27 protein-coding genes are annotated in these 24,663 nt (G+C 49.2%); 14 read left to right on the top strand and 13 right to left on the bottom strand.

Going from position 1 to position 24,663, the window contains the following annotated elements; translation table 11 throughout:
• Positions 1 to 56 precede the first annotated feature (56 nt).
• Entirely contained in the window at positions 57 to 794 is a 738-nt protein-coding gene (locus A9B99_RS22870) for a phosphatase (protein WP_064601399.1), read from the top strand.
• A 54-nt stretch (positions 795 to 848) separates the two neighbouring features.
• Positions 849 to 1,412 (top strand): TorD/DmsD family molecular chaperone, encoded by a 564-nt coding sequence (locus A9B99_RS22865; protein WP_064601426.1) that lies wholly within the window; start codon positions 849 to 851, stop codon positions 1,410 to 1,412.
• A gap of 62 nt (positions 1,413 to 1,474) precedes the next feature.
• Here A9B99_RS22865 and csgD read toward each other — a convergent pair whose 3' ends face one another.
• The gene (gene csgD / locus A9B99_RS22860; protein ID WP_064601398.1) at positions 1,475 to 2,122 is read right to left on the bottom strand and encodes a biofilm master transcriptional regulator CsgD; all 648 of its coding nucleotides are present in this window, start codon (positions 2,120 to 2,122) and stop codon (positions 1,475 to 1,477) included.
• Positions 2,123 to 2,805: 683 nt separating this feature from the next.
• Between csgD and A9B99_RS22855 the strand changes: the two genes are divergently transcribed.
• Entirely contained in the window at positions 2,806 to 3,336 is a 531-nt protein-coding gene (locus tag A9B99_RS22855) for an O-acetyl-ADP-ribose deacetylase (protein WP_064601397.1), read from the top strand.
• Between the two features lie 26 nt (positions 3,337 to 3,362).
• On the opposite strand, the gene mdoC is transcribed toward A9B99_RS22855, so the two are convergent.
• Positions 3,363 to 4,517, bottom strand: coding sequence for a glucans biosynthesis protein MdoC (mdoC, locus tag A9B99_RS22850; RefSeq protein ID WP_064601396.1), 1,155 nt, complete (start codon positions 4,515 to 4,517; stop codon positions 3,363 to 3,365).
• 271 nt (positions 4,518 to 4,788) lie between these two features.
• Between mdoC and mdoG the strand changes: the two genes are divergently transcribed.
• From mdoG to A9B99_RS22835, 3 genes are all read left to right on the top strand, one after another.
• Positions 4,789 to 6,324, top strand: coding sequence for a glucans biosynthesis protein MdoG (gene mdoG, locus A9B99_RS22845; protein WP_156519122.1), 1,536 nt, complete (start codon positions 4,789 to 4,791; stop codon positions 6,322 to 6,324).
• Between the two features lie 14 nt (positions 6,325 to 6,338).
• Positions 6,339 to 8,855 carry a glucans biosynthesis glucosyltransferase MdoH gene (mdoH, locus tag A9B99_RS22840; protein ID WP_064601395.1) on the top strand — a complete coding sequence of 839 codons (2,517 nt, stop codon included), beginning with the start codon at positions 6,339 to 6,341 and terminating at the stop codon, positions 8,853 to 8,855.
• Between the two features lie 113 nt (positions 8,856 to 8,968).
• The gene (locus tag A9B99_RS22835) at positions 8,969 to 9,196 is read left to right on the top strand and encodes a YceK/YidQ family lipoprotein (RefSeq protein ID WP_064601394.1); all 228 of its coding nucleotides are present in this window, start codon (positions 8,969 to 8,971) and stop codon (positions 9,194 to 9,196) included.
• A 39-nt stretch (positions 9,197 to 9,235) separates the two neighbouring features.
• Here the strand turns inward: A9B99_RS22835 and A9B99_RS22830 are convergent, their stop codons facing one another.
• Together A9B99_RS22830 and A9B99_RS22825 are read right to left on the bottom strand one after the other, a co-directional pair.
• On the bottom strand, positions 9,236 to 9,637 hold the full coding sequence (locus tag A9B99_RS22830) for a MysB family protein (RefSeq protein WP_064601393.1): 402 nt from the start codon (positions 9,635 to 9,637) through the stop codon (positions 9,236 to 9,238).
• A gap of 125 nt (positions 9,638 to 9,762) precedes the next feature.
• Complete coding sequence (locus A9B99_RS22825) at positions 9,763 to 10,683, bottom strand: Kdo(2)-lipid IV(A) acyltransferase (RefSeq protein WP_064601392.1); 921 nt, start codon at positions 10,681 to 10,683, stop codon at positions 9,763 to 9,765.
• A 217-nt stretch (positions 10,684 to 10,900) separates the two neighbouring features.
• Between A9B99_RS22825 and trhO the strand changes: the two genes are divergently transcribed.
• The gene (trhO, locus tag A9B99_RS22820; RefSeq protein ID WP_064601424.1) at positions 10,901 to 11,950 is read left to right on the top strand and encodes an oxygen-dependent tRNA uridine(34) hydroxylase TrhO; all 1,050 of its coding nucleotides are present in this window, start codon (positions 10,901 to 10,903) and stop codon (positions 11,948 to 11,950) included.
• Positions 11,951 to 11,998: 48 nt separating this feature from the next.
• On the opposite strand, the gene solA is transcribed toward trhO, so the two are convergent.
• The 6 genes from solA to mdtH all read right to left on the bottom strand — a co-directional run bounded on the left by solA (position 11,999) and on the right by mdtH (position 17,212).
• On the bottom strand, positions 11,999 to 13,144 hold the full coding sequence (gene solA / locus A9B99_RS22815) for an N-methyl-L-tryptophan oxidase (protein ID WP_231889240.1): 1,146 nt from the start codon (positions 13,142 to 13,144) through the stop codon (positions 11,999 to 12,001).
• A gap of 139 nt (positions 13,145 to 13,283) precedes the next feature.
• Positions 13,284 to 13,538 (bottom strand): biofilm formation regulator BssS, encoded by a 255-nt coding sequence (bssS, locus tag A9B99_RS22810; protein ID WP_036108130.1) that lies wholly within the window; start codon positions 13,536 to 13,538, stop codon positions 13,284 to 13,286.
• 269 nt (positions 13,539 to 13,807) lie between these two features.
• A complete protein-coding gene (dinI, locus tag A9B99_RS22805) occupies positions 13,808 to 14,053 on the bottom strand; it encodes a DNA damage-inducible protein I (RefSeq protein ID WP_064601391.1) in 246 nt (81 codons plus the stop codon).
• Positions 14,054 to 14,120: 67 nt separating this feature from the next.
• Complete coding sequence (pyrC, locus tag A9B99_RS22800) at positions 14,121 to 15,164, bottom strand: dihydroorotase (RefSeq protein WP_064601390.1); 1,044 nt, start codon at positions 15,162 to 15,164, stop codon at positions 14,121 to 14,123.
• A 141-nt stretch (positions 15,165 to 15,305) separates the two neighbouring features.
• Positions 15,306 to 15,863 (bottom strand): lipoprotein, encoded by a 558-nt coding sequence (locus tag A9B99_RS22795; protein ID WP_064601389.1) that lies wholly within the window; start codon positions 15,861 to 15,863, stop codon positions 15,306 to 15,308.
• Between the two features lie 140 nt (positions 15,864 to 16,003).
• Complete coding sequence (gene mdtH / locus A9B99_RS22790) at positions 16,004 to 17,212, bottom strand: multidrug efflux MFS transporter MdtH (protein ID WP_064601388.1); 1,209 nt, start codon at positions 17,210 to 17,212, stop codon at positions 16,004 to 16,006.
• A 256-nt stretch (positions 17,213 to 17,468) separates the two neighbouring features.
• On the opposite strand from mdtH, the gene rimJ reads away from it, so the two are divergent.
• The 4 genes from rimJ to murJ all read left to right on the top strand — a co-directional run bounded on the left by rimJ (position 17,469) and on the right by murJ (position 21,445).
• On the top strand, positions 17,469 to 18,053 hold the full coding sequence (gene rimJ, locus A9B99_RS22785) for a ribosomal protein S5-alanine N-acetyltransferase (protein ID WP_064601387.1): 585 nt from the start codon (positions 17,469 to 17,471) through the stop codon (positions 18,051 to 18,053).
• A gap of 11 nt (positions 18,054 to 18,064) precedes the next feature.
• The gene (locus A9B99_RS22780) at positions 18,065 to 18,703 is read left to right on the top strand and encodes a DUF480 domain-containing protein (protein WP_064601386.1); all 639 of its coding nucleotides are present in this window, start codon (positions 18,065 to 18,067) and stop codon (positions 18,701 to 18,703) included.
• The gene (locus tag A9B99_RS22775; RefSeq protein WP_064601385.1) at positions 18,703 to 19,629 is read left to right on the top strand and encodes a Gfo/Idh/MocA family protein; all 927 of its coding nucleotides are present in this window, start codon (positions 18,703 to 18,705) and stop codon (positions 19,627 to 19,629) included. Before A9B99_RS22780 ends, A9B99_RS22775 begins: the two co-directional genes overlap by 1 nt.
• A 280-nt stretch (positions 19,630 to 19,909) precedes the next feature.
• Entirely contained in the window at positions 19,910 to 21,445 is a 1,536-nt protein-coding gene (murJ, locus tag A9B99_RS22770) for a murein biosynthesis integral membrane protein MurJ (RefSeq protein WP_064601384.1), read from the top strand.
• Positions 21,446 to 21,494: 49 nt separating this feature from the next.
• Here the strand turns inward: murJ and flgN are convergent, their stop codons facing one another.
• The 3 genes from flgN to flgA form a co-directional block, all read right to left on the bottom strand.
• The gene (flgN, locus tag A9B99_RS22765; protein ID WP_064601383.1) at positions 21,495 to 21,923 is read right to left on the bottom strand and encodes a flagella biosynthesis chaperone FlgN; all 429 of its coding nucleotides are present in this window, start codon (positions 21,921 to 21,923) and stop codon (positions 21,495 to 21,497) included.
• A gap of 7 nt (positions 21,924 to 21,930) precedes the next feature.
• The gene (gene flgM, locus A9B99_RS22760) at positions 21,931 to 22,221 is read right to left on the bottom strand and encodes a flagellar biosynthesis anti-sigma factor FlgM (RefSeq protein ID WP_064601382.1); all 291 of its coding nucleotides are present in this window, start codon (positions 22,219 to 22,221) and stop codon (positions 21,931 to 21,933) included.
• A 93-nt stretch (positions 22,222 to 22,314) separates the two neighbouring features.
• Positions 22,315 to 22,977, bottom strand: a complete 663-nt coding sequence (gene flgA / locus A9B99_RS22755; protein WP_064601381.1) for a flagellar basal body P-ring formation chaperone FlgA — start codon at positions 22,975 to 22,977, stop codon at positions 22,315 to 22,317.
• 154 nt (positions 22,978 to 23,131) lie between these two features.
• Here flgA and flgB point away from each other — a divergent pair, with 154 nt between their 5' ends.
• From flgB to flgD, 3 genes are read left to right on the top strand one after another with little or no spacing between them, the layout of a single operon-like run.
• Positions 23,132 to 23,548 carry a flagellar basal body rod protein FlgB gene (flgB, locus tag A9B99_RS22750; protein WP_064601380.1) on the top strand — a complete coding sequence of 139 codons (417 nt, stop codon included), beginning with the start codon at positions 23,132 to 23,134 and terminating at the stop codon, positions 23,546 to 23,548.
• Between the two features lie 3 nt (positions 23,549 to 23,551).
• Positions 23,552 to 23,956 carry a flagellar basal body rod protein FlgC gene (flgC, locus tag A9B99_RS22745; RefSeq protein ID WP_064601379.1) on the top strand — a complete coding sequence of 135 codons (405 nt, stop codon included), beginning with the start codon at positions 23,552 to 23,554 and terminating at the stop codon, positions 23,954 to 23,956.
• A gap of 11 nt (positions 23,957 to 23,967) precedes the next feature.
• Positions 23,968 to 24,660, top strand: coding sequence for a flagellar hook assembly protein FlgD (flgD, locus tag A9B99_RS22740; protein WP_064601378.1), 693 nt, complete (start codon positions 23,968 to 23,970; stop codon positions 24,658 to 24,660).
• Positions 24,661 to 24,663: the final 3 nt, after the last annotated feature.

Genomic DNA, 24,663 nt, shown 5'->3' with positions numbered 1-24,663 from the left:
TCAACATCCGGAAAGATAACTGTTATCATTGTTGTTGTTTTTAACAGGAGATTGCTATGTACCCCGTAGATTTGCATATGCATACGGTTGCCAGTACCCATGCATACAGCACCCTTCACGATTACATCGCTCAGGCGAAAGCTGCTGGTATCAAACTGTTTGCAATTACTGACCACGGTCCGGAAATGGCGGATGCACCGCACTACTGGCACTTCGTCAATATGCGCATTTGGCCGCGGATAGTTAATGGTGTGGGGATTTTACGTGGTATTGAAGCGAACATTAAAAATACCGATGGTGAAACAGATTGCGTGGGGCATATGCGTGATTCACTGGATTTGGTCGTTGCCGGTTTTCATGAGCCTGTGTTCCCTCCGGCAGATAAAGACACCCATACCACAGCAATGATTGCGGCTATGGCATCCGGTCAAGTCCATATCATCAGCCACCCCGGTAACCCCAAATTTCCTGTTGATATCCCGGCCATTGCTGAAGCAGCAGCGCGTTACAATGTGGCGCTGGAGCTGAATAACTCCTCGTTTACCCATTCACGTAAAGGGTCTGAAGCTAATTGCACTGAAATTGCTGCGGCAGTGAAGGAATCCGGAGGATGGTTGTCATTAGGGTCCGATTCGCATACCGCCTTCACTCTTGGGCATTTTCATGAATGTGAAAAGATCCTCAATAAAGTCGCTTTTCCTCGCGAACGCATTTTAAATGTATCGCCACGCCGGTTACTGGATTTTCTGGAATCCCATGGCATGACACCTGTTGAAGAGTTCGCAGCACTCTGAATTTGCTGCAATTGAATTAACCCTGCAGGCTGGTGCCTGGAAAAGGTCATGATAATGAATGAGTTTTCTATTCTTTGCCGTATTTTAGGTTCGCTATTTTACCGTCAACCTCAGGATCCATTGTTGGTACCGCTCTACACGGCGATTCAGGAAGGTAAGCTGGCACAAAGCTGGCCACTGGAGCAGGAGGAACTGCTGTCTCGCTTGCAAGAGCATACAGACATGGCAGCAGTAAGCGCAGACTACCACATGCTGTTTGTGGGAGATGAGTGTCGAGTGAGCCCATTGCGCAGCAGCTGGGTTGAAGGGAGTAGCGAAGCTGAAATCCGTGAGTTTCTCAGCAGCCGTGGTATGCCATTGTCAGATGCCCCGGCAGACAACTTTGGTGGCATTTTACTGGCGGCATCCTGGCTTGAAGACCAGGCTCAGGAAGGTGAGTCACTCGCGCTGCAAACCCTGTTTGACAGTTTTCTGCTTCCCTGGTGCGGCACTTTCCTTGGCAAAGTTGAAGCACATGCTACAACAGTGTTCTGGCGCACACTGGCCCAGGTGACTCGCGAAGCTATTCAGGCTATGTGGGATGAACTTCAGGAAGAAGGTGAGCAGTCACAACCGTAAATATTGCAGCCTGCCCTGCAGAACGATAAAAAAACAGAGAAACCGGCATCAGTGCCGGTTTTTTACATCATATGATTATTGGCCCAGGAAACAGCCTGGGTACGGTTCTTAACTGAAATTTTACGGAACAGATTGTACAGGTGAGTTTTAACCGTATTTTCACTGATAAAAAGCGAACGGGCAATTTCATTGTTGGATGCGCCAATGCGCAATTTATTCAGGATCTCTTTTTCACGCTGAGTCAGTGAAGAAGATTCGTAGATATAAGGTTCAGAGCGTTGTGATGATTTCATCCAGTGGCTGGCAACCTGGCTTGAAAAGTCGTGTTCTCCACGCAAGATACCACCAATACCTTCCAGTACGCTCTTTTCACTCTCACTGACAAAAAATACGCCGGCAATATGCTGCCAGTTACTGACATTATGCTCAGGTTGTGTGTTTGGCATATTGATAAGTAAAACCTGGCTACTTGATGTGGTATGGCTAAGTACTTCTTGCCAGTAATGAATATGGTTACGTTCAGCAAATGCCATATCAAACAGGATAAGCGTATTGCCAGGGATGGCTTCCAGAGGTTGCTGGATATTATGGATGTGACCATCCAGGTCCAGCTCTGTACGCAGATACTGAAACAATGCCGTGGAAAGAAGCGATGGCCTGGTTATCAACAATAATGTCTGGGCATGTAAGCGATGGAATTCATGATACATGATGTAACTCCACGGGTTTATGGCACCTGCAATAGAACGTTTTCACAATTACGGCAAACCTTTTTCAACTGACAGGTGACGTGCTGCTGTGTGACGTTATCACCCCATTCATCCATTGAGGGTGCGAAATCAAAAGGCAATGAAAATCTATTGTTTCAATTTATTCAGTTAGCTTGTTCAGGCAAACCTTTTGGATGTAACATTTAGTAAATTTAGATTTAAAATTATTTCAATATCACTTATGGAATGAATGCAGTCGAATTTATCTGGAAATAAAAAAATACTTCTTTTTATGATCTTTCTTATTTAACTTATTGATTTTATTAAATTTATATTGTTATATTTCAGGGCGTTATCGTATGTTAATCACTTTTTTGAGTGGCTTTTATTTTTTATGGAATTCTTAAGATAAAACTGTATTGATGACATAATTTTATTTAAGTAATGATAACGCCACTGCATCGGTTAAATCGGTTGAAGAGTCAGGTACCTCGCAGAGTGGTTTTCCCTGGTAAAAAAATGGCAACAGAAAAGAGATGTCGCCAGAGGCTTGATGGGGAATTGAGATAAAACTGGGAGCAGGTAAGCAGTTTATCGCCGGAGGCCGGACTACCCTTATAACAGGAAGTCCTGTCGGGCATCCCCGGGAGACAGGTGTTTTTTCTGCGGTAAAAGGGGGGAATATGTCTCGTATCTCTGTTATTTCTGGCGATATCACGTCTCTTGATGTTGATGTTATTGTCAATGCAGCAAATGCGCAATTACAGGGTGGCGGCGGTGTTGATGGGGCGATTCACCATGCGGCCGGGCCTGAGTTACTGGAGCAATGTTCAGCAATTTACCGGCAGAATGGTGCCTGCCCGACCGGGCAGGCTGTAATTACGGGGCCTGGTGATATACCGGTAAAGGCGATTATCCATGCTGTTGGGCCGGTATGGCAGGGGGGAGATCACGATGAAGCGGGGTTATTGGCTGATGCATATCATAATAGCCTGCAACTGGCGGCATCTCATGGCTACCAGCGCATTGCTTTTCCTGCAATCAGTACGGGAATTTACGGTTACCCAAAACCGGCCGCAGCACAGATTGCGATGAGTACCGTATGTGATTTCTTGCGCAACCACTCTTTACCACATCAGGTGGTGTTTTGTTGTTATGACCAGGAAACGCATGATTTATACCAGCACTTGCTGATGAATTATGATTCAGTCTGACAGATATGTTCTGCCAGACTGGAGAGTTAAACTGTCACGGTGTTGCACTTGCGCTGGGGTTTCCCGGAAAAAAGGAAACGCAGCACAGGGATGCGCAGATGAATTTCATACAGCATGATGGCAATACTCATCACGAATACCATGCCAGCGAGAAAGCCCAGCGTGTTGGATGCAATATGCGGCATGATGAAACCACCAAAAATGAGTGTGAGTGGGTGGTGAACCAGATAAATGAACAGAGAGGCATTGACAAAATAAGTCACACGAGGTGAATGGCTGTTAAGTAAAGTATGCCCGAAGGAAAAGACTACATTGACCATCCATACGCCGAGCAGCATGGTTATCACGCTGTCAGTTTCATATAACCACTTATCTCCACTACCATAGTGCTGGTTAAGCATGTAGGCGGCAACGCCCACCAGAGAACCGGCCCAGCACCCAACATGTGGATGGATGAAGCGGGCTTTTAGTAATGGGTATTTAAATGCAAGTGCGCCAAGCAAGAAAAAGGGCAGATAAAACAAGGGTTGCATAATAGTGAAATTAAACAGCCCATCAGAAAGAATTTGTGGCGCGAAAATAAAAATCAGGCGGCGCAGGGCGGCATAACTTAAACCTAACAACAAAAATATAACCGAAAGTTTTCCTAAAGTTAACGTTTCTGGGTCGGGAAATATCCATGAGAACCCTTTGCCCCGTTTTATTCTTTGAAACAAAACTAAACCTAGTGTCGTCAGAATAACCAGCACAAGCAGGAACCACAGATGGGAAATCAACTCCCAGACCAGCGTGTTATATTTCTGGTATAACGTAAAACTTCCCCAGCGACGGTTTTCACCACTTAAATGCTGCAGAAGGAAAAATTGTGGCAGTGTCAGGAGTGGAATGGATGCCAGCATGGGAACAGCCACACGCTCTGTGCGTAGTACCCACCACCGTTTCCGGTTGTAGCGCAGGTAGAGCATCCAGGAAAAGTAGCCAGAAATAACGAAAAAGACCTGCATTCTGAATGCATGGATGAAGTCATTGAAAATGGTCAGCCACAAGGATGGCGTGACACTGTTAATGTGCCACTGGTGGGTGGAGTAGATTAATGATATGTGGAACGGAATCCCTAAAATCATTAACCATGCCCGGATAGAATCGAGAAAAAATTCTCGTTGCACTGGTGTATTACTCATAAAACTCCAACAATCTCAGACTTTTCACCTTATCCCTGAGCGATGAATTGTTTACAGTCCGGGCTAACTTACACGAAGAGACAGAGGCTGTCTCCAGGATTAAAGGACATATTGGAAGCAAACTTGTTGCCGGTTGTTTAATCCATGAGCCAGTGTGTTAAACCAGGAGGGGATTTGGTTGTCGGAAGCCTGGAGTATACTTTAGAATGGATCGGATTGATTTAAGCACACAAAGGGGGATGTGCTGGTTAATATGAAACATAAACTAGAAATGATGAAAATGCGTTGGGTCGGCGCGGCAGTATTAATGTCGCTTTATACCTCATCTGTGTGGGCGTTCTCCATTGATGATGTCGCAAAACAGGCAAAATCCCTTGCGGGCAGCAGCTACCAGGCGCCAAAGAGCAATCTGCCATCTGTTTTCAAGGACATGAAATTTGCCGATTACCAGCAGATTCAGTTCAATCACGATAAAGCCTACTGGCATAACCTCAAAACCCCGTTCAGACTCGAATTTTACCATCAGGGCATGTATTTCGATACGCCAGTCAAAATTAATGAAGTGACGGCGACCAGTGTGCATGAAATCAAATACAGTCCGGATTATTTTAACTTTGGCAACGTGAAGCACGATAAAGACAGCGTCAAAGACCTCGGTTTCGCCGGGTTTAAGGTACTGTATCCTATCAACAGTAAAGATAAAGAAGACGAAATCCTTAGTGTGCTGGGGGCCAGCTACTTCCGGGTAATTGGTGCAGGCCAGGTATACGGGCTTTCTGCCCGGGGTCTGGCAATAGATACAGCGTTACCTTCTGGTGAAGAGTTCCCGCGCTTTCGTGAGTTCTGGATTGAGCGCCCCAAACCAGAAGATAAACGCCTGACTATTTATGCGTTGCTGGATTCTCCTCGTGCCACCGGGGCTTACCGGTTTGTCCTGTTCCCGGGGCGTGATAGCGTGGTTGATGTGCAGTCTAAAATCTACTTGCGCGATAAAGTGGGTAAATTGGGTATTGCGCCGTTGACCAGTATGTTCCTGTATGGGCCGCAACAGCCGTCACCAACGATTAATTACCGCCCAGAAATTCATGATTCAGATGGCCTGTCTATTCATGCCGGTAATGGCGAGTGGATTTGGCGTCCGCTGAATAACCCGAAACATTTAGCGGTCAGCACCTATACCATGGAAAACCCGAAAGGCTTTGGTCTGTTGCAGCGAGGCCGCCAGTTCTCGCGTTACGAAGATCTGGATGATCGCTATGACGAGCGCCCAAGTGCCTGGGTTGAGCCGCAAGGCAACTGGGGTAAAGGGCATGTGGAACTGGTGGAAATTCCTACCAATGATGAAACCAACGACAATATCGTTGCGTTCTGGACGCCAGACCAATTGCCAGATCCGGGCAAGGAAATGGATTTCAATTACAAACTGACGTTTACCAAAGACGAAAGCAAACTGCATGACCCGGATAATGCGTGGGTAACGCAGACCCGTCGTTCTACAGGAGACGTGAAACAAACCAACCTTATCCGCCAGCCCGATGGCACTATCGCATTTATTGTCGATTTTGACGGGCCGCAGATGAAGACATTGCCGGATAATACACCAGTGGCTTCTCAGGCCAGCATTGGGGACAATGGAGAAATTGTTGAAAACAGCGTGCGTTATAACCCGGTTACAAAAGGCTGGCGTTTAACTCTGCGCGTTAAAATAAAAGATCCGAAAAAGACCACAGAAATGCGGGCTGCCCTGGTCAATGGTGATCAGACATTAAGTGAAACCTGGAGCTACCAGCTCCCTGCTAATGAATAAGCTGACTGTAAACTATGCCTGATTATATTGATAATCTGCCGCTGCCTGACACGCAGAAATCAGCTCTTAAAGGGCTGGAAATTAAAGCAATACACCAGGCCCTGCAACCACAGGCCGGTGCTTTTTCAAGAGATGATGATTCGCCACTGGTCTCTGTTAAGCCCCGTCTCGCTCTGAACTGGCCTTGGGTGGCTAACAGCAGCGTCATGGTGAAAGATAAAGAAGGCCGTGATCAATTGCAGGCTATGCCTGCAACCCACCGCTCTTCAATGGCTCCTGAACCCTGGCGCACTAACCCTATTGGGCGTGTCTGGGAACGTTTGCTGGGGCGTGAGCGTTCGCCTCGTCATCACTCCTTGTCTAAAGAAGAGCAAAAAGCAGAGCAGAAGTGGCGCATGGTGGGAACTTTGCGCCGGTATATCCTGCTGTTACTCACTCTCTCTCAGACTGTCGTGGCAACCTGGTATATGAAAACCATTTTGCCATACCAGGGCTGGGCACTGATTAATCCTGCGGATATGGTCAGGCAGGATTTATGGGTGTCGTTCATGCAGATACTGCCTTATGTACTGCAAAGTGGCATTCTGATTCTGTTCGCTGTGTTGTTCTGCTGGGTTTCAGCTGGTTTCTGGACCGCGCTGATGGGCTTTTTACAACTGCTTATTGGGCGGGATAAATACAGTATTTCTGCTTCGACGGTGGGTGATGAGCCGATTAACCCCGAGCACCGTACTGCGCTCATCATGCCTATCTGTAATGAAGATGTTAACCGGGTATTTGCCGGGCTACGGGCAACCTGGGAGTCGGTAAAAGCAACGGGGCAACATGCACATTTTGATGTTTATATCCTGAGCGACAGTTACAACCCGGATATTTGTGTCGCTGAGCAGAAAGCCTGGATGGATTTACTCGCCGAAGTCGGTGGGGAAGGGCAGATTTTTTACCGCCGCCGCCGCCGCCGGGTGAAACGCAAAAGTGGCAACATTGATGACTTTTGCCGTCGCTGGGGCAGCCAGTACAGTTATATGGTTGTACTGGATGCTGACTCCGTGATGACTGGCGACTGTCTGACTGGCCTGGTGCGGTTAATGGAAGCAAACCCGAACGCAGGGATCATTCAGTCTGCACCGCGTGCTTCTGGCATGGATACACTTTATGCCCGTTGTCAGCAGTTTGCGACTCGCGTCTATGGGCCTTTGTTTACCGCAGGTTTGCACTTCTGGCAGTTGGGAGAATCTCACTACTGGGGGCACAATGCCATTATCCGTGTCAAACCCTTTATTGAGCACTGTGCGCTGGCGCCGCTACCGGGTGAAGGCTCGTTTGCCGGCTCTATTCTTTCGCACGATTTTGTTGAAGCAGCATTAATGCGTCGTGCCGGGTGGGGCGTATGGATAGCCTACGATTTACCCGGTTCCTATGAAGAGTTACCGCCTAACCTGCTGGATGAACTGAAGCGTGACCGCCGCTGGTGCCACGGTAACCTGATGAACTTCCGTCTGTTCCTGGTTAAAGGGATGCACCCAGTGCACCGCGCTGTGTTCCTGACAGGCGTGATGTCTTACCTGTCTGCGCCGTTGTGGTTTATGTTCCTGGCGTTGTCTACCGCCTTACAGGTTGTACATGCTCTTACCGAGCCGCAGTACTTCCTGCAGCCGCGGCAGTTGTTTCCAGTGTGGCCCCAGTGGCGTCCTGAACTGGCAATAGCGCTGTTTGCCTCAACGATGGTGCTGTTGTTCCTGCCTAAGCTTTTGAGCGTATTGCTGATTTGGTGTAAAGGCTCTAAAGAGTTTGGCGGTGCGTTTCGTCTGTTGATCTCGCTGATTCTGGAAGTGCTGTTCTCAGTGCTTTTGGCACCGGTACGCATGCTGTTCCATACCGTGTTTGTGGTTAGTGCTTTTTTAGGCTGGGAAGTGGTATGGAATTCGCCTCAGCGCGATGATGACTCTACGCCATGGGGTGAGGCATTTATGCGCCATGGTTCGCAGTTATTACTGGGACTGGTCTGGGCAATCGGTATGGCCTGGCTGGATCTGCGGTTCCTGTTTTGGCTGGCACCTATCGTGTTCTCGCTGATCCTCTCGCCATTTGTCTCGGTGATTTCGAGCCGTGCGACTAACGGATTGCGCACTAAGCGCTGGAAGCTCTTCCTGATCCCGGAAGAGTATTCACCACCGCAAGTGCTGGTGGATACGGAAGCGTATTTGAAACGTAACCGTGAACGTGAGTTGCTCAATGGGTTTATGCTGGCAGTCTTTCATCCGACTTACAATGCGCTGGCTACGGCAATGGCAACAGCCCGTCACGGTAAGAGTGATGTGCTGGAAATCGCGCGTGACCGCCACGTTGAGCAGGCACTGAATGAAACGCCGGATAAACTCAACCGTGATCGCCGCCTGGTGCTTCTCAGTGACCCGATGACAATGGCAAGAATGCATTATCGTGTCTGGACTGCGCCGGAGAAATATTCTTCCTGGGTAAATGCCTGGAAAGATATTTCCGGGGATTCACAAATGAGCAAAGCTCAGTAATGTATATTCAGCCGGCCTTCAGGCCGGCTGTTTGTTACTGGGAGATGAGAAAAATAGCAGTCCTGGTTTTTCACTATGATTAAACAAACGGCTTCATTTTAAAGGCGGTAAATTTGCGAACGACGGGTATTCTGGTGATGGCACTATTATTAAGTGGTTGTGGCAGCATAATCAGCCGGACTGTTCCCGGACAAGGGCACGGTAACCAGTATTATCCCGGTGTACAGTGGGATGTGAGAGATTCCGCCTGGCGCTACCTGACGGTAATTGATTTACCCTTTTCACTGATTGCCGACACACTGTTGTTGCCGGTTGATGCTCATCACGGGCCTTATGAGTGATGACTCCCATCAGGCCCGGGCATCAGGCTGTGCGCACCATTATTCCTGCTCGTCCCATTCATCCGCGGCTGCACTGCCTTCTTCATCGTCCAGTGGCGGTTCATACTGAAATTCACCCTCATCCCATTCATGTAGCGTGTTTTCTTCTGCCCATTCCATTCTCAGCTCTGCTTCATCAAAATCACCACTGAAAACAGCCTGCGCTGCAGGGCCATACAACACAGGAATATAATCACCCTGTTCATCGGCTTCATTTTCGTCATCAAAAAAACAGGCAACCCACATCTCTTCACCATCCTGCAGGATGTATTTTTGAATATTGAGTTGCTGAATATCGACATCATCCTCATCAAGGTCAGGATGACTGGCAAAATACTCTTCGCGGGCTGCATCAAGCGCTTCTTCAAGTGTGGAGAAGTAATTCAGTTCGCTGCCGGTCATACATAAACTCCTGTTACAATGTTGTCGGGGTATCAGGAATTTATAGACATCACTCTGGTGAGCGTCAACCAGATGGCGGTGAGAAGTAAAAGAAAACCTCCCTGCTCAGGCAGAGAGGTGGGCACTTAGTAACGGGAAGGTACCCCTTCCGGGCGGGTTTTAAAGCGGCGATGTAACCACATGTACTGATCCGGCGCGAGTAAAATACACTTCTCGACCACTTTATTCATCCAGGTGGCTGTTTCTTCGGCTGAACCGAGCGGAATATCCAGTTCGGGCTCCAGCACCAGTAACTCATAGCCTGCGCCGTTGGGTTTGCGGCGAGGCACAAAGGGAACAATACAGGCTTTAGACATCCGTGCCAGCATCCAGGTACCCGAAGTGGTTGCGGCCTGGTCAACCGCGAAAAATGGGACAAACACGCTGCTACGCGGGCCGTAGTCATGATCCGGCGCATACCAGACAATCTCGCCACTTTTGAGTGCCTTGACCATACCTTTAAAGTCTTTACGATCCAGCATGGCTTTATTGGAACGAACTCGTCCCCAGGTTTGCAACCAGTCAATCAGCGGGTTGTCATTGGGGCGGTAGACACCAATACCTGGTGTCTGCATCCCAAAGATGCGCGCACCCAGCTCCAGTGTCAGAAAATGCACTCCAATCAGTAAAATCCCCCGTTTTTCAGCCAGTAATTGTTTAACAGCTTCAACGCCAGAAACATCGAACCAGCGGGCGACACGCCAGTCAGGCCAGAACCAGGCCATTCCTGTTTCCATTAACCCCATACCGACAGATTCAAAGTTTTTTACCACCAGTTCCTGACGCTCTGCATCACTTTTATGTGGAAAACACAGCTGCAGGTTACGTTGCGCAATACTTACCCGGTCTTTCATTACGTACATTGCAATGCGGCCGATGAAACATCCAAAGCGATAAATAACTGGATAGGGAAGCAGCACCAGTAACCAGAGGAGACCAATTCCAAGCCAGGTCAGCCAGTATCTGGGGTGAAGAAGTGAACGGGTGAATTGAGGTAAATGTGTCATGCAGCTCCCATCAGAAATTACTGATTTCCATTAGTCGTATTGTGGCATCATTTGGATAATGCCCAAAATATCTCAGTACAGAGTGATGGTTTTATCACCAGTCACATTAATTACGCATAATTATAGCCGTGAAATGTAGCGCATTTTGTATGGATGTTATTTAGCGTTGATTGCTATATCATGCCGGGCTATTTTCTTCAGGAGCAGAATGAACACCATGCCAGTGTTACATAACCGTGTTTCCAATGAGGAACTGAAAGCCCGCATGCTGGCGGAAACAGAACCTCGTAAAACCATATCCTTCTATAAGTACTTCACGATAGAAGACCCGAATACTACCCGTGATGCCCTGTACCTGGCATTTAGCCAGCTTGCGGTTTTTGGGCGCGTCTACCTGGCTCCTGAAGGGATCAACGCACAAATTAGTGTGCCGGAGAGCAATGTCGAAGCTTTTCGTGAACAGTTGTACCGTTTTCATCCAGCGCTTGATGGTCTGCGCCTGAATATTGCGCTGGATGATGACGGTCGTTCTTTCTGGGTACTGCGCATGAAGGTGCGTGACCGTATTGTGGCTGATGGCATCGACGACCCGGCATTTGACCCAAGTAATGTGGGTGATTACTTGAAAGCGGAGCAGGTCAACCAGATGCTTGATGACCCGGATACGGTATTTATTGATATGCGTAACCACTATGAATACGAGGTGGGGCATTTCGAGGGGGCGCTGGAGATCCCTGCGGATACATTCCGGGAGCAGTTGCCCAAAGCGGCAGAAATGATGGCACCTTACAAAGATAAAAATATTGTCATGTACTGCACTGGCGGGATCCGTTGTGAAAAAGCCAGTGCATGGATGAAGTACCAGGGGTTTACCCGGGTTGCTCATATTGAAGGCGGTATTATTGAATATGTTCGTAAGGCGAGAGAGCAGGGACTACCAGTAAGGTTTATCGGCAAGAACTTTGTGTTTGACGCCCGAATGGGGGAGAGAATCTCACCTGATGTTATTGCTCACTGCCATCAGTGTGGGGCACCTTGCGACAGCCATACCAACTGCAAAAATGAAGGGTGCCATTTATTGTTTATTCAGTGCCCGGCCTGTGCGGAGAAATATGACGGGTGTTGCAGTGAACAATGCCAGCAGGAGCACCAGTTGCCTGAGGCTGAGCAGCGCCAGCGCCGTGCCGGGCGCGAAAATGCAGCCCGAATTTTTAATAAATCCCGCCAGCGCCTGAAACTCACGCTGAATAACCCGGAAGATGAGTAACCCCACCGGCACAGCCTGAAACAGGTTGTGCCGGGCAAATCTGAAGCGCTATCTTTCTTCTTCTGCCTTAAACCTGTTGAGGCGAAAAGGGCTTAAATCAAATGTGCTGCTTTTCCCCTGAGCAAACAGGCTGGCAATTTCCCCTAACACTGGCGCAAATTTAAAGCCATGGCCGCTCAGCCCTGTCACGACCATGACATCCGGGTTTTCTGGCAGAGTATCAATGATAAAGTCTTCATCCGGCGAATTGTCGTAAGTACATGACGCACCATACAGGCAGCCACCAATCCCTGGCAGAAACTGGCGTAAAAATGCAAAGCACTCAGAGCCATCGCCTGCTTCACTGCCAAAGGGAGTGCGCTCTTCCGGGGCTGTAATGGGTTGTCCGCCGTTATGCTTACCAATTTTTAGTGCGTTGTCAGTGGCTGGAAAACCATAAAACTGGTTACCATCGGGCAGTTCGCCGGTAAAAGCGGGAAAGCCGTTATCAGCACTGTAGCGGCCGTCGGCCTGGAACCAGCCAAATACTTTGCGCACCGGGCTGACTGGCAGAGATGGAATCAACCGGGTTACCCAGGTTCCGGCACTGACCAGCAGGCGGCCTGCTGTAAAGCTGCCATCAGCGGTATCCACCTGAATGTTGCCATCCTGGTAATGTATTGCGCTAACCGCACAGTTAAATAGTTGTGCACATCCTGCGTCTCTTGCGAGTTTCACCCATGTCGCTACCGCGTTTTCGCTTTTGAGTACACCAGCATTGGGTTCAAATAATGCTTCATAGTCATCGGGAATTCGCAAAGCAGGCCAGCGCTGAGCTATATCTGATGCCGTCATACTTTCTAACGGAATGGACCAGCGTTGTGCACTGTGGCGCATGTTAGCCAGGAATTCGGAGCGTTCAGGACCGACATTGATAACGCCGGTACGTTGAAACAACGGTAGTTCAGTGTGTTGTTGCAGCGCATCCCACAAGGTTTGTGCCCGCAAGATCAGCGGAACATATTTCTCTCCTTCACCATAAGCGTGGCGAATAAGCCGGGTGTCACCATGATGGCTACCCTGTTCATGAGGCGGAATAGCACTATCAATCATTAAGACGGATAACCCCGCCAGCCGGGCATAACAACCTGCAGCCGAGCCAACGGAACCGCTGCCAACAACGATGAAATCGTAGTGGGTCACAAAATTCTCCAAAATTAATACCCCTGCAAAAAACAGGTGATAAAGGCAGAGTGGATATATAGCAGGGTAATTAACAATCGCGTGACAAACAACCCGGGAAATATGAAAAAGGCATCACACTGGATGCCTTTTGTTTACAGTTAACAATTGATTAATGCTTACGGTAATCGTTTTCCTGGTAATCATTTGATTCAATTTTTGCAATACCGGCTTCGAGAATGGAAATAAATTGCCGGGCAACATCTGTCGTTAGCCATAAGGTCTGACCAACTTCAGTCTCTTCAGGATCTTGATGATTTGCTGTCAGATAGTGTAAGCGCAGCATTAGTGCGTCGTAACTGTCTACAGTACTGATATCCCACCCAACGAGGGGATGAGTCTGGATCACATCGTTATTTTTTTCCATCATAACCCCCTTATACGTAACTACGGCGACGACGTTCGAGGTTTAATGCGTGTTTATATGTGAAGCAAGGGTAAGTATACCAATAAATAAATTTTGATGGGAGTGATTAACTGAGAACTAAACTTTTTTTACAATAATTTAGTGTTGTAGCACAATTAATCGCCATTTACGCTGGAGAAAACGGATTCCTGCCGATAATAGCTCAGATAAAGACGAAAAAAGCCGGACGGCGTGCCCGGCAAAAATAGCAAAATGGAAAATTGACAGTGTTATTCTCCGCTGAACCAGTCGTCTGCACTCTCCCAGGTTTCCTGTAAAATCTCGCTAATACGGTCTTTATCTTCTTTGGTACCACCAAAGACAGAGAGCTGATTGGCTCCGGCATAACGTACAGATACATTCCCAGGTTGTTCTGGAAACTGTGCGGTAATTCGACGGGATAATTCATTGGTCAGTGCTTCAATAGCACCGGGTGGCAGTGGCGAGCTTTTCGCCAGAGTAATTTCAATACGCATAACAAACCCCCCTGTAAATATACTGTGTATATATACAGTAATATTATCAAAGGGGCAAGTCAATTAATCAGGGCTTAATACTCCAGTTAAGAACTTCCCCGGCGAGAAAAGGTACCAACGTATCGCTTTCCAGTGAAATTTCTTCCGGCATTACTTCTTCACGGCGCACCAGTGTTAGCTGGTCTTCGTTTATTGGCAGGCCGTAAAAACGTGGGCCGTTGAGTGAACAAAATGCCTCGAAGTGCTGCATAGCATTCATTTCTTCGAATACCGTCGCGTAGATGGCCAGCGCAGAAGGTGCATTAAAACAACCGGCACAACCACAGCTGGCTTCTTTACGGTGCCTGCCATGTGGCGCAGAGTCTGTGCCTAAAAATACCCGGTCACAGCCGCTGGCAACCAACTCACGCAGCGCGGCCTGGTGCACGTTACGCTTGAGAATCGGCAGACAATAGAAATGTGGGCGGACACCACCAACCAACATGTGGTTACGGTTGAACATCAGGTGTTGTGGGGTGATGGTGGCCGCCAGTAGTGAATTACCCTCGCGCACATACTGGGCGGCTTCTTTAGTGGTGATATGTTCAAAGACTACGCGTAATGCCGGAAAACGTTGGCGCAACGGTTCCATCACCGTTTCAATAAAGCGGGCTTCTCTGTCGAAAATATCAATCTCTGCGTGAGTTACCTCACCATGCACCAGCAAAGGCATACCGATTTTTTCCATGCGGGCAAGCACCGGATTAATCGCATCAATACTGCTGACACCATGACTTGAATTGGTGGTTGCATTGGCAGGGTACAGTTTTGCCGCCGTGAATACGCCCTGAACAAAGCCTTTCTCCAGTTCGTCAGGATCCAGGCTGTCAGTCAGGTAGCAGGTCATCAGCGGTTCAAACTGATGGTCGTCGGGGACGGCATCGAGAATACGCTGGCGGTATGCCAGTGCGGCTTCTACTGTGGTCACCGGTGGCACCAGGTTTGGCATAACAATCGCACGGCGGTAGACGGCGCTGGTATAAGGCACAACAGTGCGTAACATGTCGCCATCACGTAAGTGGAGGTGCCAGTCATCTGGGCGGCGGATAGTTAATACCTGGGGTGTAGTCATGAAGTGCTCCGGCGTTGGGAAAGTCAGACACATATTCGTGGGCTTCAGCCGGGCACAAAGGATAAGCGGAAACGTTTACGTTTGCACCTTTTTCTGTACATATTTACTGGCCCGCCAGTATGTGCGGGCAGAAGAACGGTATTACAGCAGAGGAATGACAATTTCACCCGGCTTCACTTCAATACCTTTGGCGTATTTTTTCGCCAGTTTTTCACCGTTACTGCGATCGTCTTTCAGAATATACGCCGGGTGTGTTGCGAACCAGGCGCGAAGTGAATCATTCAGGTAAGGGTTCAGGGTTTGCAATACTGTTTGCATTTTTTGCGGCTGTACATCGGTATCTGTGACTTCAAGGTCTTTCAGGTAAATGGCGCCCTGTTCTGCATTAAACGAAGGTGTTGCTTTCAGAGTGAGTTTCATTAACGCCTGTTGATTGCCAAAAATGGATGTCAGTTTGATATCGGCATCGCCGGTGAGCTTCACTTTACCGGGTTCTTCACGGCCAATTTGTGTTTGCAGGTTAGACAACACAATATGTGCGTCAGCAACACCAGGTAACCCAATGGTTTTATTATACTGGTCATGTTTCGCCAGTGCCTGGTTAACTTCCTGTTCAGTGATGGTGTATTGTGTCAGTTGGTTGCAGGCAACCAGTAAATATGTACAAAACACCACCATACCTAAGAACACTTTCTTCATCCTGTACCCTCAACTTTCTTCATAAGCCAGTTGGCTGACATAACCAGCATCAAATAATTTGCTCTGGCAGGCCAGAAGAATAACCCGAAATAAGCTGACAGGTCATGTTTTACACTTTACAGATACTCTGCAGAGCAATGTTATGGGTTGGGGGCTATTCCTCGTTGACGTGATGCAACCGGGCTGAATTGCCACCATAGCCCGGCAAACGTGGCTATACCGATAAAAGCCAGAACCAGCCAGGGCAATGTCGGGAGATGCAGTGCTTTGCCTGTATCGAGCAGCCAGCCGCCACCGGCATAACCAAGCGCGCCACCAAAAGCCAGCCCCAGCCGGCTGAAACCCATATAACTGCCACGGGCTCGCGGGTCTGCCAGAGATGCACTTAAGGTTTCCCTTGCAGGCTCTGCAATAATTGAACCGAGATAAAACAGGCAGATAAGGAGTAGCAGTTGGTGCAAATTCTCCACCAGACCGATGGGCAGCAAGCTGAAGCTCATAATCAGCAAGCCAGCCATCAGGCGTTGTTCAAGGCGAAAGCGCTTCTCAGTCCAGCGGGCGATGGGGTACAGAAGCGTCAGTGACAGGCAGGCTTCAATGGCATACATCCATTTCACCGCCGCAGGCGTACCCGCAATATCGTTGACCATCACCGGTAGCATCAGCATCACCTGAACACCCAACATGTAGTAGCCAGCAAGTGTCAGAACATATGTCACAAAACGGCGGTCATTCATGACACGTTGCATGCCAGCGCGCAATGGAGTCCGGGTAGTGGATAGCTTATAACGAGGTAGCAAAAATGCATTACACCCGGCACACAAAATAAAGAGTACGGCACCGCTCCAGCATACCAGACGAAAATCGTATTGCAGTAACCAACTGCCCAGCATGGCGCCAATGACCGCACCAGCGCTGTCCTGCATCATCAGAATAGAAAAAAAACGCCCCCGTTGCGTCGGGCGAATCAGTTTAACCACCAGAGCCGAGCGTGGCGGGTCAAACAGTGTTCCCCCCAAACCTGACAACAGGCAGGATACCCACAATACCCAGGGTTCGTGAGCGACAGCCATGGCGGCAAAACCAGCCGCACGCATCAGCATGCCAGTGACAATCATCGGCCGGGCGCCAAAGCGGTCAGCAAAAGCGCCACCAAAGATCCCCAGACCTTGCTGAATAAGCTGACGCAGACCCAGAGCTATGCCAACCAACAAAGCAGCCCAGCCAAGCTGGTCAACAAAATGAATAGAGATAAGTGGGAAAACGACAAAGAAGCCAAGAACTACCAGCATATTGTCGAGAAGAAGGAATGCTTTCCCCAGATTCCTTGCCTGCCTGACGCGCGCCATTTCCCCTCCAGGGGAATGAAAGATAAGAAACTTATCATCGCTGATTTCTCTGTTTTTGCCCAGAGAGCCGCAAAGATATTTTTATTGGCTGCGATAACTCTCATTTGTGAATAAAATCAAAAAAGTGCCTTGTTCTTTACGGGCAGTACAACACACTTTTTATTATGATGCTCTGCACTATACTCGTCATCAGTATACGAGTGAGGTTTACGACAGGGAATTTTGGCACAGGAAGCCCTGAAACAGGAGCGGGGAGATGTTTGGCTATCGTAGCAATGTACCTAAGGTCAGGCTGACCACAGACCGGCTGGTTGTACGGCTGGTGTATGACAGAGATGCGTTCCGGTTGGCAGAATATTATGCGCAAAATCGAGTGTTCCTTAAGCCCTGGGAGCCCATACGCGATGAAAGCCATTGTTATCCTTCAGGCTGGCAAGCCCGGTTAAGTATGATTAATGAGCTGCATAAACAAGGGGGCGCGTATTATTTTGCGTTACTGGATCCGGATGAAAAAGAAATCTGTGGAGTCGCGAATTTTTCCAATGTGGTGCGTGGTGCTTTTCATGCCTGTTACCTGGGGTATTCGTTAGGGGAAAAATGGCAGGGCAAGGGATTGATGTTTGAGGCGCTGACCAGCGCGGTGCGCTATATGCAACGGACTCAGAATATTCACCGGATTATGGCGAATTACATGCCGCATAATAGTCGCAGTGGTAATTTACTGGCGCGTCTGGGGTTTGAAAAAGAAGGTTACGCCAAAAATTATTTATTAATCGATGGCCAATGGCAGGATCACGTTCTTACCGCCCTGACCACTAAAGACTGGACTCTCGGGCGCTAAAAGGAGAGAGCATGAAACATCAATTTTCCCCAGAAGAAGCTCGCGTGATTGGCGTCTTACTGGAAAAGCAAGTGACTACGCCAGAACAATATCCATTGTCGCTCAACGCTATTGTCACCGGGTGCAATCAGAAAACTAACCGTGAACCGGTGATGTCGCTAAGTGATGCAGATGTTCAGTCTGTGGTTGATGAACTGGTCCGCCGCCATCATGTCAGCCCACAAAGTGGTTTTGGAAACCGGGTGACCAAATATGAGCAGCGTTTTTGTAATTCGGAGTTTGGGCAATTAAAACTTTCCGAAGCTCAGGTAGCTTTGCTGGCAACCTTGTTACTCCGTGGCCCACAAACACCAGGTGAATTGCGAATGCGCGCCGCACGTATGCATGATTTTGCGGATATGCAGGAAGTTGAACAAGCACTGGAAGTGCTGGTCAGCCGTGAGGATGGCCCGATGGTGGTGAAACTGCCTCGTGAACCTGGCAAGCGTGAGCATCGCTACCAACATTTGTTTGGTGATGGGAGTGAGCCGGTTGTGGTGCCCATAAGTAGTGAAAACGAAATGGACTCGGGTAGCCTGGTGCAACGTGTTGCTGCGCTGGAAGACGAACTGGCGGCGTTAAAAGCACGTCTTGAAGCGGCGGGGTTATAATGGGCAAATTACGGGTAGGGATCGCCGGTCTTGGCAATATAGCCCAGAAAGCCTGGTTGCCAGTGTTGGCACATGAACAAGGTTGGCAAATAACCGGAGCCTGGTCTCCTGGTCAGGAGAAAGCTCAGCGTGTTTGCCAGGCCTGGCGAATACCTTGTGCTGCGAGCCTGGCTGACGTGCTGGCCGGTTGTGATGCCCTGTTTGTCCATACCGCAACCCACAGCCATTATGATGTCGTCAGTGCAGCACTCCGGGCTGGGGTGCATGTCTGTGTGGATAAACCCCTTGCTGTGACGCTCAGTGATGCTGAGAAACTGGTCTCCCTGGCCCGCCAGAAACAGTGTGCACTGATGGTCGGTTTTAACCGGCGTTTTGCACCCCATTACCAGACACTGAAGTCACGCATTACAGATAATCTGGCTTCACTGCGTATGGAAAAGCACCGTGCAGATAGCGTTGGGCCTCATGACCTGCATTTTACTTTGCTGGATGACTACCTGCATGTAGTGGACACAGCACTCTGGCTTGCGGGCGGTGAAGGAAAGGTAATCAGTGGGCGAATTCAAACCAGTGAGCAAGGTGAAATGCTGTATGCCGAGCACCATTTTTCTGTGCAACAGGCCCTGATTACAACCAGTATGCATCGCCGGGCAGGAAGCCAGGCTGAAACTATTCAGGCTGTGACGGATGGTGGTTTGTTCTGGGTCAAAGAAATGCGTGAATGGATTCAGGAATGTGGGCAGGGTGTGGTATCTGTGCCTGTACCTGGTTGGCAATCAACCCTTGAACAACGCGGGTTTTTTGGCTGTGTGCAGCACTTTATTTCCAGTGTGGAAAACCAGACTCCGCCGCTAACATCGGGTGAACAGGCCTTGCTGGCACAGCGTATTGTTGAAAGATTGTGGCGGGAAGCGATAAGTGAATAGCCTGGTGGTTATGTCCTGTAACGCTCTGTGGCTGGTTTTTTGTATTTCCTCTCAGGTAGACTAAGCCGCTTTGTTGCTATGTGCTATCTGAGGGGCTTACTGGCAAGTAACGCAATGCACAGCTGCTGGCATTAAATAAAAATTGTGCGTATTGACTCTGTGGTGGCATGTTCTGTTGGTTAGTGGGTAACCCTGACGTTGCTCAGTAACATCAAAAATTTTGTCATCAGTCTGGCGCCTGCATTGCAGGCGTTGTTGTTTTTGTGGAAACCGTACTGTAATGAACTTGTTAAAATCGCTGGCCGCGGTCAGTTCGATGACGATGTTTTCCCGTGTTCTCGGGTTTGCCCGTGATGCCATCGTAGCCCGGGTTTTTGGCGCAGGGATGGCGACAGATGCTTTCTTTGTCGCATTTAAACTTCCCAATTTGTTGCGGCGCATTTTTGCTGAAGGAGCTTTTTCTCAGGCTTTTGTTCCCATTCTTGCTGAATACAAAAGTAAAGAGGGAGAAGAGGCCACACGCGTATTTGTTGCCTATGTATCTGGCTTACTGACGCTGGCACTGGCACTGGTTACTGTTGTTGGGATGCTGGCGGCACCCTGGGTGATTATGGTTACCGCACCGGGTTTTGCTGATACAGCGGACAAATTCGCACTGACTTCACAACTGCTGCGGATAACCTTTCCCTATATTCTGCTTATCTCACTGGCATCGCTGGTGGGGGCCATTCTCAATACCTGGAATCGGTTTTCGGTTCCGGCGTTTGCACCGACATTGCTCAATGTCAGTATGATAAGTTTCGCGCTGTTTGCCGCACCTCATTTCCACCCTCCTGTGCTGGCTCTGGCCTGGGCGGTTACTGTGGGCGGGGTGTTGCAGTTGTTTTATCAATTACCGCATTTGCGCAAAATCGGCATGCTGGTATTGCCGCGTATCAGTTTTAAAAATGAAGGGGCGATTCGTGTTTTGCGCCAGATGGGGCCCGCTATTCTCGGGGTTTCCGTCAGCCAGATATCGCTCATCATTAATACTATTTTCGCGTCATTTCTGGTGTCCGGTTCAGTTTCCTGGATGTACTACGCCGACCGTCTGATGGAGTTCCCTTCTGGCGTACTGGGTGTGGCTCTGGGGACTATTCTGTTGCCATCGCTGTCGAAAAGTTTTTCCAGTGGGAATCATGAGGAATATAACCGCCTGATGGACTGGGGGTTGCGACTGTGTTTTCTGCTGGCCTTGCCCAGTGCTGTAGCCCTGGGGTTGCTGTCTAAACCGTTGACCGTGTCGCTGTTCCAGTACGGGAAGTTCACGGCGTTTGATGCGCAGATGACTCAGCGGGCGCTGATTGCGTATTCCGTTGGCCTTATGGGGTTAATCGTCGTGAAGGTGCTGGCTCCAGGGTTTTATTCCCGCCAGGATATCAAAACACCCGTCAAAATAGCTATTGTCACACTCATTATGACTCAGGTCATGAACCTGGCGTTTATTGGCCCGCTTAAACATGCTGGCTTGTCGTTGTCTATCGGGCTGGCTGCCTGTCTGAACGCCGGGCTGTTGTACTGGCAGTTACGCAAGAAAGCGATTTTTACACCCGAACCAGGATGGCGGTTGTTTCTGTTCCGCCTGGTGTGTGCGGTATTGGTTATGGCGGTGGTGTTGGTGGGCGTGATGTCAGTCATGCCCGCGTGGCATTTGGGGGGCATGCCTGATCGCCTGCTGCGCCTGGTGGCAGTGGTTGTGGCTGGGGTTGTGGCTTACTTTGCCACTTTGCTGGTTCTGGGATTCAGGATAAAAGAATTCATTCGCAGGACATTATAGCAAGGGGAAAGGTTTGAAAGGACGAGCCCCCTGTAGCCAGGGGGTTTAATCAGACGCTAAATTTTTTACCGCTGCGGTTAGGTGCTGCCGTTTGCCCGTCTGAGCCATATAACCCGGGTTCCTGGTGTGGGCGCAACACTTCCAGCGCCTCTTTATTTCGCTCCAACTGGCCCTCAAGTAACCAACCGTTGTGAGTATTCAGGTCGTTCAGATAACGGGTTTTCTTCTTGATTGTCTGCCAGCGCAATTCCACCGGGTCATCATTGGCTGCAGCATGGTGAGGGTGTTGCTCCATTCGCCGTAACTGTTCAAGGTAGTCGAGGGTTGCGAGTAACGAGCTTTTTTCTTCAGTGATGCGCTGTAACGCCACACCATTGACAAAACCCGCAGAGAGCTGTGCCTGCTCTGCGTCCAGAACACGTTTAAGGTCATTCAGCACTGAAGTCATTTTATCCATCAGTTCTAACAGGCGGCTCATGGCAGTATTACTCTTTTAAATAGCTTTTCGCATCCTGAATCAGCGCATCGGCGATTTTACCGGTGTCCATTTTCAGTTCGCCATTTTTGATGGCCGTTTTGATTGCTTCAACACGTTCCATGTTGATGTCACTGGAACCCGGTTGCATCAGTTTGGCCTGAGCGTCACTCAGGGTCACGGTGCTACTGGTCTCAGAGCCAGTTTTGTTCAGGCGAACTTTCGCCGAAGTTGTGTCACTGCTTTCGCGTGTTTGCACAGTGCTCACGGGCTTAAGTGGTGATGTGCGCTCAATGCTCATATCTGTGTCCTCAGTGGTGGTCGCGCCGGGCGATACCTGTCATCTCGTTTCGTTGCTAAATTTATCGGCAGCCTGAACAGAATCTTTAAGGGATTATAGATTAATAAGAATATTCCCATCACTGTCGACAGTCCCACTGACCACCTGGCCAGACGACATTCTGACCCGGGCATTTTGCGTGACTGCAGCATTGTTTAATGCCTTGCCTTCACTGTTCACGCTAAACCCTTGTCCCGCGGCGATAACTTGCACTTTTTGACCTGCTTTTACCCGCCACTGAACGCGCAGCATGCTGCGCATAATAGGCTGTCCGGCCGCAACATTTCGCAGGGTAATGGCATTGAGCGCATCGTCTACAGAAAACAGGGTATTCGGAGGCAGCAGGTCAAGACGACCATATTTTAGCTCAACATTACCCGTTGTGACCGGTGTACCGCGTTCTAAAACCTGGCTTGCCACCACATAGTTTCCACTTGCCTGGACAGTAACCAGCACATAACGCTGCTGGTTACCGCAACGCATCATTACGCTCAGGTTACCCCAAAAGCGGCCGTTAGTTGGCAAACGGAATTCAGGGTTAGCGCACTGAGGTAATTGCGACTGGGGCGAATTGATTTTCACCTTCACATTATCACTGACTCCTGTCAGGCGTTGTTGAAAAAACGCCTCCATTTGGGAATCAAGTTCACCCGCAAGGCAGGTCAGCGGTAGCACAGTGATAAGCACCGCAACAGTGCTGAGTATTCGGGAAAACATAAGCACCTCCAGTTAGGGATGTTAAGGATTCTACCTGTAAGCAAAGTATTTCAAGGCGACAAATAGCGAAGCATTTTGCGTTTATTCCGTCGATAAAGCGCGCGCAAGGAGAATTAAGCTGTCGGCTATAACTCATCGTCTGCGCGGAGGAAACATGCTCGATAAACTGGATGCTGCACTGCGCTTTGGGCAGGAAGCACTCAACCTGCGGGCTCAGCGCCAGGAAATTCTCGCCGGAAATATCGCCAATGCCGATACTCCGGGTTATCAGGCCCGTGACATCGATTTTTCCAGTGAACTGAAAAAGGTCATGGATCGCGGCAGGGCGGCGGAAGGGGGACTTCCCCTGACGCTGACATCTTCACGACATATTGCTGCCGAGACATCGTCATCGCCTTCAGTGGATTTGATGTACCGGATTCCAGACCAGCCAGCAGCAGATGGCAATACTGTGGATATGAACCGCGAGCGAACTGCTTTTGCTGACAATAGCCTGAAATACCAAATGGACATCACCGCTCTTACCGGGCAAATCAAAAGCATGATGTCTGTATTGCAACAACAGGGGTAACCGATGGCGCTGCTTAATATTTTCGATATTGCAGGTTCAGCGATGTCAGCAGAGTCTGCTCGTTTGAACGTTGCAGCCAGTAACCTTGCGAATGCCGACAGTGTCGCAGGGCCGGACGGGCAACCTTATCGAGCTAAACAGGTAGTCTTCCAGGTTGATGCACCGGTTGGTGCGGCTACTGGTGGAGTAAAGGTCGCCGGGGTCGTGGAAAGCAAGGACCCGTTCAAGATGGTTTACCAGCCAGGCAATCCGCTGGCGGATACCAACGGTTATGTGCGGATGCCGAATGTGGATGTTGTGGGAGAAATGGTTAACACCATGTCTGCATCGCGTAGTTATCAGGCTAACGTTGAAGTGCTCAACACAGTGAAAAGCATGATGTTGAAAACACTGACACTTGGTCAATAAAGGAGGAAACAATGTCTGTTTCAGTCAGTGTTAATGATACCAGCAGTGCGCTGGCGTCCAGTTCGGCAACCAGTTCGTCATCCGCATCAAACAGTTTGACGGCGAGCAGTGCAGATGATTTGCAAAACCAGTTTTTGACGCTGCTCGTTGCGCAGATGAAAAACCAGGATCCGACCAACCCGATGGACAATAGCCAACTGACTTCTCAGTTGGCACAGATAAGCACGCTCAGCGGTATTGAAAAACTCAATACCACACTGGGATCTATCTCCGGACAGATTAATGACAGCCAGCAATTGCAGGCGTCATCACTTATCGGCCATGGTGTCATGGTGACGGGTTCTACAGTACTGGCGGGCAGTGGTACAACCACGCCTTTTGGTGTGGAACTGGAACAGGCATCAACGGCAACCACTGCCACGATTACCGACAGTACCGGCAAAGTGGTGCAAACCATTAACCTTGGTGCACTGAGTGCGGGTGTCCACACATTCTCATGGGACGGTACGACTACAGATGGTTCAACGGTTGCAGATGGCTCTTACAATGTCACCGTTACTGCTGCCAATGGCTCTACGCAATTGACAGCTCAACCACTTCAGTATGCGTTGGTGAACGGTATCACCAGTAGCAGCAGCGGTAATTTGCTCGATTTAGGTACTTATGGCACCACTACGCTTAGCGAAGTGCGTCAAATTCTCTAACTT

The organism is Mangrovibacter phragmitis (assembly GCF_001655675.1).
GTDB classification, from domain to species: Bacteria; Pseudomonadota; Gammaproteobacteria; order Enterobacterales; family Enterobacteriaceae; genus Mangrovibacter; species Mangrovibacter phragmitis.
The sequence above is the reverse complement of the archived record's forward strand: the minus strand, read 5'-3'. Positions and strand labels throughout refer to the sequence as shown.

Excerpts from the sequence above, each read along its gene's own strand:
- flgA (WP_064601381.1), bottom strand. The coding sequence starts at position 22,977 with ATGTTTTCCCGAATACTCAGCACTGTTGCGGTGCTTATCACTGTGCTA.
- mdoG (WP_156519122.1), top strand. The coding sequence starts at position 4,789 with ATGATGAAAATGCGTTGGGTCGGCGCGGCAGTATTAATGTCGCTTTAT.
- A9B99_RS22825 (WP_064601392.1), bottom strand. The coding sequence starts at position 10,683 with ATGACACATTTACCTCAATTCACCCGTTCACTTCTTCACCCCAGATAC.
- mdtH (WP_064601388.1), bottom strand. The coding sequence starts at position 17,212 with ATGGCGCGCGTCAGGCAGGCAAGGAATCTGGGGAAAGCATTCCTTCTT.
- flgC (WP_064601379.1), top strand. The coding sequence starts at position 23,552 with ATGGCGCTGCTTAATATTTTCGATATTGCAGGTTCAGCGATGTCAGCA.
- A9B99_RS22775 (WP_064601385.1), top strand. The coding sequence starts at position 18,703 with ATGGGCAAATTACGGGTAGGGATCGCCGGTCTTGGCAATATAGCCCAG.
- csgD (WP_064601398.1), bottom strand. The coding sequence starts at position 2,122 with ATGTATCATGAATTCCATCGCTTACATGCCCAGACATTATTGTTGATA.
- flgM (WP_064601382.1), bottom strand. The coding sequence starts at position 22,221 with ATGAGCATTGAGCGCACATCACCACTTAAGCCCGTGAGCACTGTGCAA.
- A9B99_RS22865 (WP_064601426.1), top strand. The coding sequence starts at position 849 with ATGAATGAGTTTTCTATTCTTTGCCGTATTTTAGGTTCGCTATTTTAC.
- A9B99_RS22795 (WP_064601389.1), bottom strand. The coding sequence starts at position 15,863 with ATGAAGAAAGTGTTCTTAGGTATGGTGGTGTTTTGTACATATTTACTG.
- murJ (WP_064601384.1), top strand. The coding sequence starts at position 19,910 with ATGAACTTGTTAAAATCGCTGGCCGCGGTCAGTTCGATGACGATGTTT.
- mdoH (WP_064601395.1), top strand. The coding sequence starts at position 6,339 with ATGCCTGATTATATTGATAATCTGCCGCTGCCTGACACGCAGAAATCA.
- trhO (WP_064601424.1), top strand. The coding sequence starts at position 10,901 with ATGCCAGTGTTACATAACCGTGTTTCCAATGAGGAACTGAAAGCCCGC.
- flgD (WP_064601378.1), top strand. The coding sequence starts at position 23,968 with ATGTCTGTTTCAGTCAGTGTTAATGATACCAGCAGTGCGCTGGCGTCC.
- dinI (WP_064601391.1), bottom strand. The coding sequence starts at position 14,053 with ATGCGTATTGAAATTACTCTGGCGAAAAGCTCGCCACTGCCACCCGGT.
- A9B99_RS22780 (WP_064601386.1), top strand. The coding sequence starts at position 18,065 with ATGAAACATCAATTTTCCCCAGAAGAAGCTCGCGTGATTGGCGTCTTA.
- A9B99_RS22870 (WP_064601399.1), top strand. The coding sequence starts at position 57 with ATGTACCCCGTAGATTTGCATATGCATACGGTTGCCAGTACCCATGCA.
- pyrC (WP_064601390.1), bottom strand. The coding sequence starts at position 15,164 with ATGACTACACCCCAGGTATTAACTATCCGCCGCCCAGATGACTGGCAC.
- A9B99_RS22830 (WP_064601393.1), bottom strand. The coding sequence starts at position 9,637 with ATGACCGGCAGCGAACTGAATTACTTCTCCACACTTGAAGAAGCGCTT.
- flgN (WP_064601383.1), bottom strand. The coding sequence starts at position 21,923 with ATGAGCCGCCTGTTAGAACTGATGGATAAAATGACTTCAGTGCTGAAT.
- flgB (WP_064601380.1), top strand. The coding sequence starts at position 23,132 with ATGCTCGATAAACTGGATGCTGCACTGCGCTTTGGGCAGGAAGCACTC.
- rimJ (WP_064601387.1), top strand. The coding sequence starts at position 17,469 with ATGTTTGGCTATCGTAGCAATGTACCTAAGGTCAGGCTGACCACAGAC.
- A9B99_RS22855 (WP_064601397.1), top strand. The coding sequence starts at position 2,806 with ATGTCTCGTATCTCTGTTATTTCTGGCGATATCACGTCTCTTGATGTT.
- mdoC (WP_064601396.1), bottom strand. The coding sequence starts at position 4,517 with ATGAGTAATACACCAGTGCAACGAGAATTTTTTCTCGATTCTATCCGG.
- bssS (WP_036108130.1), bottom strand. The coding sequence starts at position 13,538 with ATGGAAAAAAATAACGATGTGATCCAGACTCATCCCCTCGTTGGGTGG.